This is a genomic window from Butyrivibrio proteoclasticus, from assembly GCF_900115735.1.
In the GTDB taxonomy this organism is placed as follows: Bacteria; Bacillota; Clostridia; order Lachnospirales; family Lachnospiraceae; genus Butyrivibrio; species Butyrivibrio proteoclasticus_B.
This window is the reverse complement of sequence record NZ_FOXO01000031.1, coordinates 36,531-45,776: the sequence shown is the minus strand read 5'-3', so window position 1 is coordinate 45,776 and position 9,246 is coordinate 36,531. Positions and strand designations below refer to the sequence as shown.

At 39.9% G+C, this 9,246-nt stretch carries 6 protein-coding genes; 2 read left to right on the top strand and 4 right to left on the bottom strand.

What is annotated here, in order from left to right; translation table 11 throughout:
• Positions 1–1,158 precede the first annotated feature (1,158 nt).
• From nadE to BM146_RS15530, 3 genes are all read right to left on the bottom strand, one after another.
• Complete coding sequence (gene nadE / locus BM146_RS15540; protein ID WP_074891042.1) at positions 1,159–1,914, bottom strand: NAD(+) synthase; 756 nt, start codon at positions 1,912–1,914, stop codon at positions 1,159–1,161.
• Between the two features lie 56 nt (positions 1,915–1,970).
• Positions 1,971–3,176: a nicotinate phosphoribosyltransferase gene (gene pncB, locus BM146_RS15535; RefSeq protein ID WP_074891040.1), complete on the bottom strand. Its 1,206-nt coding sequence runs from the start codon at positions 3,174–3,176 to the stop codon at positions 1,971–1,973.
• Positions 3,177–3,245: 69 nt separating this feature from the next.
• Positions 3,246–3,761 (bottom strand): adenylyltransferase/cytidyltransferase family protein, encoded by a 516-nt coding sequence (locus BM146_RS15530; protein ID WP_074891037.1) that lies wholly within the window; start codon positions 3,759–3,761, stop codon positions 3,246–3,248.
• Positions 3,762–4,034: 273 nt separating this feature from the next.
• Here BM146_RS15530 and BM146_RS15525 point away from each other — a divergent pair, with 273 nt between their 5' ends.
• A complete protein-coding gene (locus BM146_RS15525) occupies positions 4,035–4,268 on the top strand; it encodes a NifU family protein (RefSeq protein WP_177201699.1) in 234 nt (77 codons plus the stop codon).
• Between the two features lie 93 nt (positions 4,269–4,361).
• Entirely contained in the window at positions 4,362–7,463 is a 3,102-nt protein-coding gene (locus BM146_RS15520) for an alpha-mannosidase (protein WP_074891035.1), read from the top strand.
• Here the strand turns inward: BM146_RS15520 and BM146_RS15515 are convergent.
• On the bottom strand, positions 7,419–9,230 hold the full coding sequence (locus BM146_RS15515; RefSeq protein ID WP_074891032.1) for a sensor histidine kinase: 1,812 nt from the start codon (positions 9,228–9,230) through the stop codon (positions 7,419–7,421). The two genes, BM146_RS15520 and BM146_RS15515, sit on opposite strands and share 45 nt — an antisense overlap.
• Positions 9,231–9,246 lie beyond the last annotated feature (16 nt).

Here is a 9,246-nt window from a genome sequence, read left to right as displayed (position 1 = left end):
AAGCTTCGGAGCCTACCTTTCAAAGAAGATAAGTGAAGGCAAGCATTACAATGTTGCTGTCGGTCATGCGGCGAAAAAGCTGATACGCACCATCTATCGGATGGAACTTACAGGCGAAGCCTACCGAAAATAAAGAGTCTTTAACTTACATCCTTTTCTTAGAGCACCTTTTCAGATGCTCTGTTTGTCATGCAGTTTTCAAGGTACTAATTGAGGCTTAAGCCTGCCTCCAGGCTATCTAAAACACCTAACGATGTTTTATTCAAAAATCTTCATTTTCTTGTTGACTTTTAATAGTTAGTCTATTCTTATCATTTTTGTTAACAAATCTGCTGGCTTGTAGGATAAATCGATGGTTTCTTTCACGTTTATCCTACTTTCTGGTAAATTGCAGTGTTCAGAAGGCTGAAAATGTGGGATAATTTCGATAGAATTTCATGTTTTATCCCACATCTCTGAAAATCGACTGTGATAGAATGGGATAAGTTTTACAAATCTATCTTTTTTATCCTACATCGAAGCATGATCCCTTATGCCTCAGAGAATGGGATAAATATTACAGATTTTTCGCTCTTATTCTACTTCTCAGTTAATCCAGCGATAATCCCGTATTTACCAGATATCAATCACTTGTAAAGTGCCGTTCACGCTTTTATATTACGATTTCCCTTCAATCCTACCTAATATATTGCAATTCTTAAACATTTGTATGGATCATTATGCTCATTCAATCCATATCAATCCGTCCGTATAACAGTCCATATCTAATGGAGATAGTTATTCTGGGCATATAACGCTTTGTATGCAGCATTCGAAAGCCGCGTCCATGGAGCCTAGAAAGTAGCCGTCCTTACTGTTCTCGGAATTGGATCCCGAGGCACCTTACCCCAGCCACACCGAAGGTGCTTGCCATTGACGGGTTCTGAGGAAAACGCTACAATGCTGAATCCGACGGTGAAAGAATCTATCTACTGTTCCCATCATCTTCACCGTCGGCTCGAAGACAAAGGCGTTTTCCTCAGGTTCAGTCAATGGTGGCGTACGGAGCCAATTACTTACCAATCAATGACCAATTTCTTAAGTTTATACAAAGAAAAAAGGACGGATTAAATGAATTGTTTTTATAAAGTCATTTAATCCGTCCTCCTTGATTCTTACTTAGCTCTGGCGATAGGTTGGTATGGTTTGAAGTTTATGAAGGTTGATCGCGTGAAGGTGGTCAATCTTCTTTTTTGTTTCTTCATTTTCACAGATGCCTGTTAGGACGTATTTATCAAGAGTATCGTAGGTGAAGCCGAGTTTGTCTTCATCTGACATTCCGCTCAGTCCGTCTGATGGAGTCTTGTGAATGAGTTCGGATGGAAGACCTAGTTCATCACCGATGGCACGCATCTGGCATACAAGGAAGTCAGAGCAGGGGCTAAAATCTCCTGCGGCATCGCCGTATTTGGTTGAATAGCCAACATAGTCTTCTGAGGCATTGCAGGTGTTGGCAACGCGGCCGCCATTTGGAAGAGATTGGGCAATGGCATAGAGTGTAGCCATGCGGATCCTGGGCGGTGTGTTGATCATGGCATCTTTTGAAAGAGTGACGCCGGCTGCTTCTAAAGCTTTCTTTTCGCCTTCAACTGCAGGGTGGATGTTCACAATATGTGATTTTATGCCGAGTATCTCAGCGACTTTTTTGGAATCATCAATATCTTTCTGCTCTCCGTCAGGCATTAGAACACCGACAACTCTGTCTTTTCCAAGAGCTCTCACTAAGAGAGCAGCGACTATTGTTGAGTCTTTTCCGCCGGATAATCCGATGACAGCACTGGCTTTTGGCCCGTTATTATCAAACCAATCTTTGATCCAGGCTGTTATGTTTTCAATTTCTTTTTTAGCATTAAAATCTCTTATTATATTATTCATATTTGCCACCTATATCAAAAATTCTCTTACAGTCATTTGTAGGGATCATGCGAGCATCAAATCGCTTCGTTCTCCATTCTCCAATCGATACATCTTTGCAGATAGTCGACGTATGCAGGATTTTTGCACATTCCTTTGCCTTCAACATCAGAGATTTTGGCAACATCTTGTCCGTTGCAGGCTGTTGTCTTCATTACGATGTTAAGAGGTGGGACTTTTGTGTCGTTGGCAATATAGGTACCGATTCCAAAAGCAACCTTTGCCTTTCCGTTAAAGTGGGCAAAGATATCATTGGCGCGCTTGAAATCAAGGCTGTCGCTGAAGAGAAGAGTCTTTGTCTTGGGATCAATGCCAAGGCTCTCGTAGTGCTTTATCATCTTTTCACCCCACTCAAATGGATCGCCACTGTCGTGTCTTACACCTGAGAAAAGAGTTGAATATGTGAGCTGGAAGTCGCGAAGGAAACAGTCTGTTGTTATAGCATCTGTAAGAGCTGTTCCGTTAAGGATTCCATATTCTTTTACCCAATAATCGAGGGCGTACCAGTTGGAGTATGCAGGATTGTGCTTGTGGTTACCCTGGCCGACACACATGATCCATTCGTGAGCCATTGTTCCTACAGGAGTTACATTTAAAAGCTTTGCAAGATATACATTTGATGTTCCTACAAAGATTGAACCGTCGAGCTTGGCATTCTTGAGCTTCATTACAGCAAGTTCCTGAGCTTCAGCAGATAGGCGTCTTCTGAGACCAAATTCACTGAATGCACCAATCTTGTAAGTGCCGCTTGTGAGCATTGATATTTTTTCATCGAGCTTTTCTTCAAACGATGAGAAGAGTTCATCATAGTCATAGGCCATGCGGAAGTACACTTCATTTACAATAGCAAGAGTTGGAATCTCATACATGGATGTATTGAGCCAGGTTCCATTTGTCTCAATTGAAAGTCCGCATGGAGCGTCGGTTCCAATAGTGAAATCCTCATATCTTGGGTGCCATAAACGAAGGAAATCCACATAAGATTTTTTTATCCATTTAATGCCTGCAAGGTATGCAAGTTCATCCTCATCGAAATTGAGGTCACAGTATGCGTAGATCTGACGCTTGATTTCTTCAACCATTTCAGGTGTGAATTTCACATCAGTATTTCTGCATTTGAATGACCAGGTTGTGGTGTAGTCAGGAAAGTTGTGATAGATAGCCTGACCCATAGAAAATTTGTAAAGATCTGTTTCAAGTAAACTTTCAATAATGTTTTTCATGATAGTTTTCCCCTAAGAAAAAATATTATTCTTTGATTTATTGATTCTTGTTTTCGCTAAAAGAATTCTCTACTTAAGCATACCTGTCTCTTCCAGGTAATTTCTGAACGCTTCATTGATGTCATCTGCATGGATTGTGGGATTGTTTCGGATCTCTGTTCCGGATACACGAATGACTGCCCTGTCTACAAGATTGAATGTGTGATCAGGATAAATTTTTCCAAGTTTATCAATGTAAGATGGCTCTCCGGTGTACCAGTTAAAGTGTGCGCTATCCGGCGAAATCCCTGCCTGTTCAAAAAGTTCGTTTCCCCATAAAACCCAGTTTTCGTGGGTAAAGGTGCCATCAAGCCCCAGCTTTTTATCATCGATTTTTATAACGATCACCCGTGGATCATCCTGGAACATTTCTGTGACGATTTTAAATCTGGTGGCAAAGTCCAGAAAATCTTTGCCCCTGTCAGCCTGATATCCACATACTGCCAGTATCAGCCTGTCATTTTCTAAAAGAGCTCTTTTGATAAGTGACTCATGTCCCTTGTGCATAGGTATGAAACAACCAAAAACAATTCCGATGTTCTGCATTGCTGTCTCCAAAAGATATATGACGTGATTTTAAGTACCACACCATCATATCATACTCTGAGGCGGAGTATAGGTATTTTTGGGACAAAAAAGCTTACAAATAGGAAAAATTCAGTGATTATCATATTTTAATTAAGAAAATAGAAAATGCCACATTGTTCATAGGAAAGTGTCCTTGAGGATGAACATAGATTCAGTGCATCATGTAAAAGTAAAAATATAGGAATTTCAAAGATGGAAGAAAAGACACATAAATTGAAGGTGGAAATTATTATGGAAGATTACATCAAGAATACAATAGCCGGTATGATCCAAGGGGATGGTGGCTGGGTAGAATTTGTTTCGTTCAAGGATAATAGGCTCACACTTCTATTCAGAGCAGAATGCTCAAAGTGTTTCATCCTGGACAGATGCTGCAACTGGATCAAGGGTAGGATTTTGGAAGATCTGGGGCAAAATGTGGAAATCGAAGCAATCAGGAAGAAGCCTTTCTTTTGGGAAACATGATATGACCCGGAAAAGGACAATGACAACTGGGAACGCGAAAAGAGAAAGAGACAAAGAAACCCGGAAACAAGATAAAAATACGAGGGAAAAATAATGGCATTTGTAAAAGTAGTAAGAAGAAGCATGCGCCCTGAAGAGTGGACGGCGCTTAGATATGGTTGGATAAAAAAAGCTATCATCGATACAAAGGTCGAGATAACTGATATTGAGGTTCGTGATGCGCACCAGATTGGTGAAAATGAGTATGTTTATGACAATGATTACAGACCGCTGAAGCAGGGAGATGTCTACTTTACTCCCGATGGAACAGCGTTTATTAGAGGACAAGGTCAGGTTCCGCCTGAACTTATGGGAAAAGAGCTGTATCTCCTGCTTCATACAGCTGCTGAAATGATAGTAAAAATAAATGGCAAGTATGCAGGTGGCATCGATCCAAACAGAGACAGGATAGAGTTAAACAGATGGCTTAACGAGGATGGAAGCTTTGATTTTGAAATCGAAGGCTTTAACAGATCAAAGCCCGATGATGAAAGAAATCCTGACGCCATGGACTCAAGAGGATGTCGTCAGATATTTGAAGGGGCCTACATTTGCACTGTTGATCAGGATATGCTTAATCTTTATTATGACCTGACACTGTTACTGGATATAGCAGGGGCTGAGGAGTTTGACGAAGACTATAGGGCATTCCTTAACAGAGAGCTCAATGAAGCCCTTAACCTTGTAGACTTTGATACCTATGAGGGTGCAGCTGATGCCCTTAAATATATAGATGAGCATATTTATCAGAACAAAGATTTCAGGTCAAGCGGCGACGTGGCTTTGGTTGGACATTCACACCTGGATATCGCCTACTACTGGCGCAGGATGCATGTTGTGCAGAAGAATGCCAGAACCGTTCTCATTCAGATGAGGCTCATGGACAAGTACCCTGACTTTAAGTATGCTCACACGCAGCCTTATGTATATGAATTGTTAAAAGAAAATTATCCAGATCTTTTTAATGAATTAAAAGAAAAGATAAAAAATGGCCAGTTTGAGCCAATCGGCGCTATGTATGTGGAACCCGATTGCAATATTCCATGTGCTGAGAGCCTTATCAGACAATGCCTCTATGGACAGCTTTTTTACAGAAAAGAGTTTGGGATAACCGCCGACAATGCATGGCTACCGGACGTATTTGGAAACAGCTGGATACTTCCTCAGATTCTGAAAAAGAGTGGAGTGGATTTCTTTGTGTCAAATAAGATGTCAACCTGGAATGACACAAACAGATTTCCACATAATAACTTTCTGTGGAAAGGTATTGATGGAACATCTGTATATGCAAGCGTTCCACCTACTCACTTCATCACATGGAATATGCCAAGCCAGATCATGGCAAACTGGAATGCATACCAGGATAAAGAAAGCGGCGGCCAGACTTTAAGTATGTTTGGATATGGAGATGGAGGAAGTGGGGCTACTGAAGAGATGATTGAGCTTATGCACAGATTTGATAAGCTGTCCGTCATGCCAAAGACTGAACATATGTCAGCGCATGAATTTCTCCACAGAAACCTTGAGGGAAATGAGAACTTATCCACATGGGACGGTGAATTGTACCTTGAAATGCACAGGGGAACGTTTACAACCAAGTCCATCCTGAAAAGATATAACAGAAAACTGGAAAGCAAAATAAGAGCAGCAGAGATCCTTTCTCTGATGCGGATGATTACTGATAAAAAAGAATATCCCAAAACCGAAATTGACAAAGCTTATAAAAAGATGCTTGTAAATCAGTTTCACGATATCCTTCCGGGAAGCCATATAAATCCTGTATTTAAGGATGCAATCAGGGATTATGAGGAAGCTGATAAAACTCTTGATAACATCATCAATGAGAACGGAGAGTATTTTTTAAACACACTTAATGTGCCCTTTGATCAGGTGACCTTTATTCCCGATGAAAAAGGAGATATCACAAGAGAAGGAGTTAGAGGATTTTTTGCATATCCTGAAATTAAAGGACTTGAAAGCAAAAAAACAGAAGATATCTTAAAACACAGCCCTATATCCAATGACAATTATGGTGCTGTCAGGGAAGAGAATGCACAGAATAACGCCGGTTCCAATGAGCATGATAATAAAAATTGCAGCGGAAAATGGATTACAATTAACCAATGCGCAGATGGAGTCCTTGAGTTAAAAACTCCATTCTATGAAGCAAAGCTTAACACAGATGGAAGTTTTGGGAGTCTTGTAGATGTAAAAACAGGCAGAGAGTGGGTAGACGGAAACTTTAATAAGCTTCACCTTTATCAGGATGTACCGGGTATGTATGATGCTTGGGATATTTTGCCCAATTATAAAGATGTTGAGTATGAATTCACAGTAACAGAACCTTTAAAACTCACTTTTTCAAATGCCATTGTTGCTGAATTCGAGACGGTTTTACAGACTCCGGAAAACAAGGCAAAGCTTTCCCCTGCAAAGGGAAAGAGTACCTGGAGAGTTATCCTTAGATTTTTCAAGGATTCACCTTATATTGAAGTTGAGCATGACGTAGACTGGGATGAAAAGCACAGGCTTGTTAAAGCTGAATTCTCCTGCAACATACTCTCAAGAGAACTTATTTGCGATACAAGTGCCGGATATATCAAGAGAGAGACTCACAAAAATACAACATGGCAGCAGGCAAGATTTGAAGTCTGCTCTCACAAATGGTGTGACTTTGCGGAACAGGGAGCAGGCGTCGCAATTATAAATGAAGGTAAGTATGGGCTTGGCGTTGAAGAGAAAGGAATGTCCCTTAGCCTTCTTAGGTCCAACATAAGACCTGACGTTAACTCTGATATAGGAAAGCATCACTTCTCCTATGTGATCCTTCCTCATGAAGGCAGCCACATTGAGGCAAAGATAAATGAGAAGGCGCTTTGCTACAACAACCCACTTATAAAAGTGGAAAAGAACTTTTCTATAGGCAAAATCATTCCTGAACTTAAGCTTTTTGATGGGCCTATTCTACAGGCAATGAAGCTTTCAGAAGATGGAAAGAGCATTGTTATAAGACTTTCAGAGCAGAACGGATGTAGAGGAAAAGTAAAACTTCCTCGAAAGGTTACGATCATGAACATGCTTGAAGATATAGAAAAAGAGACTGATGAAATATCATACAGTCCCTTTGAGATAATTACTGTTTCTGTAACTCTTTAAAACTATTTTTATAGAGTTTCTGTAATATGGAATGGAATCCAGCAAGATATCAATGTTTTCTTTTCCATAAGTTGTTATAAATCTGTAATAGACATTGTGAAGTCCTATATGCCGCTGCTGATCATCTTTACCGTTTATCATGATCGCAGCGGTTTTTTCTATATCAAATCCTGAGCCATTGTCAGCAACTTCAATTGTCAGATTTTCTCTGTCTGAAAGAATGTTGACTTCCAGAGTAGGAAGCTGCACAGGAATTCCTTCGCTGTCAATACCAAATCCGTGACGGATACTGTTTTCCAAAAGAGGCTGAAGTATTGTTTTTGGTATTTTGAAAGTGGATAACTCGGGTGAAACCTGATAGATAAAGTTGATATCTTTTCCAAATCGTTTTTCCATCAGATGAATATATGCATTGGCATGTTGTATCTCTTGCGGTATAGCAATGAAGTCATCTCCATACGACAAGCCGATGCGCATATATTCAGAGAGATATTGAATGAGGTCAGCGGCAGTTTCGCTGTTTCCTTTTCTGACTTCTGATTGGATGGCATCCAACGTGTTGTACAGAAAGTGAGGGTTTACCTGCTCTGAAGTCCTTAGCATCTGGGCAACATATTTTTCTGATTCTTCCTTTTTTATCTGTTCAATCTGCGACTGTATAGTGTCGTACATTTGATTGATTGCCTTGTTTAGCTGCCCAATCTCGTCATTGGTTTTAAATTCTCTTTTTACATTATAGGTTCCCTGCTCTATTTCTTTTACTATTCCTGCCTGAATTTGAATGGGCCTACTGATAAAGCGTGACATAAGTACAGAGACAATTCCCAGAATCATAACAATTAAAATGCCAAAAAGTACAAAGGTATTGGATGTTATTCCGATTGCAGAAAGAAATGATGCGGGTCTTGTGTGGTACAACAAAAAAAGTCTTGAATTGTTGACGGGTGAGTAGTACCAGTAATCATCGCCACTTACATTGCTGACACTAGTGGTAATATCTGATAATTTTGAAAGCTTTTCATTTACAGTAAGCATATAATCCGCATCTTCAGGCGGATTAAGTATTACATTATCTGTCGAGAATAAAAAGAATTCAGAACTTTCAGTGGCTCGCTGATCTAAGTCCTGATTGGTTATGGCAGAGGAAAGCTTAGCATAATCAAGGTATACGATTACAAAAATGTCTGTGTAGTCAATGTTGTTTGTTATAGTGACGTAATCCTTATAATCAGTGCTAAGAGGATAGACTATAGGAATGGTTAAAGTGCTCTTGTGCAGAGGACTTGACCTTTTTGAAAGCCAGGTTATACCTTTGATCTGAGAAAGATCATCAGAGGTAAGCAAAGCATTTTCAGCCAGAGTAGCGGACCAGTTATAAGAAAAAATATTTCCGGTTTTGGTGGAAGTTGCCATAACAGAGTCTATGATGTAATCAGATACCTGAAGGTCCGCCAGATAGCTTTGAAGATCTTTTTGCTGAAGCTTTAGAGTATTTTCTTCATTTTGTTCTCTTTTTAAAAGAGTGGCAAAATCTTCGTTTCCGAAAATCGAGACAAAACGCCTTGTGATAACTTCATAGTGCATTGCAAGTGAATATGAAGCATTTGAGGCAAGAGAATCAGATTCCTGAATGAACCATTTATTAGTTCTGGCAGCATATATGAACAGGGAAAAGAATGTTATAAGAGATATAAGTATCACTGTGATGCCAAATAGATAGATACTGATTTTTTTGAATAAAGGCTGATCCTGAAATTTCTGTTTCATCTTTTCTCCATAATAA